At 71.3% G+C, this 1,446-nt stretch carries 2 protein-coding genes; both read left to right on the forward strand.

Features of this window, described 5'->3' with window-relative positions; translation table 11 throughout:
• Positions 1–137 precede the first annotated feature (137 nt).
• The gene (locus tag C2L58_RS09175) at positions 138–476 is read left to right on the forward strand and encodes a hypothetical protein (RefSeq protein WP_103337132.1); all 339 of its coding nucleotides are present in this window, start codon (positions 138–140) and stop codon (positions 474–476) included.
• Positions 473–1,348: a hypothetical protein gene (locus C2L58_RS09180; protein ID WP_103337133.1), complete on the forward strand. Its 876-nt coding sequence runs from the start codon at positions 473–475 to the stop codon at positions 1,346–1,348. Before C2L58_RS09175 ends, C2L58_RS09180 begins: the two co-directional genes overlap by 4 nt.
• The last annotated feature ends 98 nt before the right edge of the window (positions 1,349–1,446 follow it).

A 1,446-nucleotide genomic window follows, 5' to 3' on the forward strand; every position in this document is an offset into this window, starting at 1 on the left:
CCGGTGATCGACCAGTGCCGGGAACTGGACTTGCGGACGGCCGGGCCGGACACGGTCGGGGTGTGGGGCGCGTTGCCGGACACCGACCGGCGTGCCCTGTACCCGGTGTGGGCGCGTCGCCGGGGTGGTGAGGCCCGATGACGGTCAACCTCACGCCGACACAGATTCTCGCCGGAATCGGGGTGCTGCTGGTCCTGTTCATGGTCTGGCGGTGGAGCGCCCGGAAGGCTCGCCGGGCCGCCGACGCGGCGCGGGCAAGCTCGCGGGTGGTGTCGCTGGCCGGGCGGGTGCTGTTCACGGGAGCGGCGTTCACGGGCGTTCAGTGGCTGGTGATCACCCACGTGCACAACCCCACGTTGGTCCTGGTGGTCCTCGGAGTGCCGGACCTGATCGCGGCCCATGTCCTGACGCGTGCCCTCACGGTCACGTCCATGGACACCACCAGCACGCGTCGCCGGGGTGGTGGTCGCCGATGACCACCACCAACCACGAGAACGCGGCGGCCGTGGCGGGCCGGGCGCGACGACTCGCCAAGGATGCCGCCGAAGCGGCGGACGTCCGCCGCTGGCAGACCCACCCCGACGTGGTGGCGCTGCGGGTGGAACGGGTCCGGTCTCAGGTGGACCGGCTGTGCTGGTCGGGGATCGTGCTCGGGTTGGCGTTCACCACGGCCAACGTGCAGTGGTTCGCCGCCGCCGGGTCGGCCGTGGGGTCGTTGCCGTGGCTGACGGCATGGCTGCTGGACCCCACGGTGTGCCTGGTTCTGCTGGCCATCCTGCGGGCCGAACAGGTCACCGCCCGGTACCAGGTCCACACGGGAGCGTGGGTTCGGGCGGCGAAGTGGCTCACGCTGGCCGCTACCTACGTGATGAACACCTGGTCATCGTGGGTTTCCGGGTCGCCGGCGAGGGTGGTGCTGCACTCGGTTCCGCCGCTGGTGGTGTTCGTCGCCGCCGAAGCGGTCACGGACCTGCGGGACAAGCTCACCGACGCTGTGGCGGTGGCGTTCATGAACGCCACCGACCGAGCGGCAGCGCCCGAACCGGCCTCGGTTGAGGAACCGGCCGCCGCGATCCACGAACCGAACGCGGCGGCTCACGAACCAACCGAACCGGTGGGTGAGCTGAGCGCGCCGGTTCGTGAACCGGCGGCACCTCGCGGGCCGCGACCGGCCCGGCGGAAGCTGTTCGCCGACTACCTCATCGATGCCCGGACGGTGTGGGCGCCGGGGGTGGAGATCACTCCGGCGTGGGTGCGGGAGGCAACGGGATGTTCCCGTGGACTGTCCTCCCGGCTCGCCGCCGCGCTCTCCGCTGAAACCGGCAAGGGGGTGGCAGGCGATGACTGAACCGAACCGAGAAGACCACGAAAACGCCGCGCTGACCCCCGCCGCCGGGCGGGACGTCGAACACGTCGGCCCGGTGCTCGACGGCGAGTTGATCGACG

Source organism: Amycolatopsis sp. CA-126428, from assembly GCF_002904335.1.
GTDB lineage: Bacteria > Actinomycetota > Actinomycetes > Mycobacteriales > Pseudonocardiaceae > Amycolatopsis.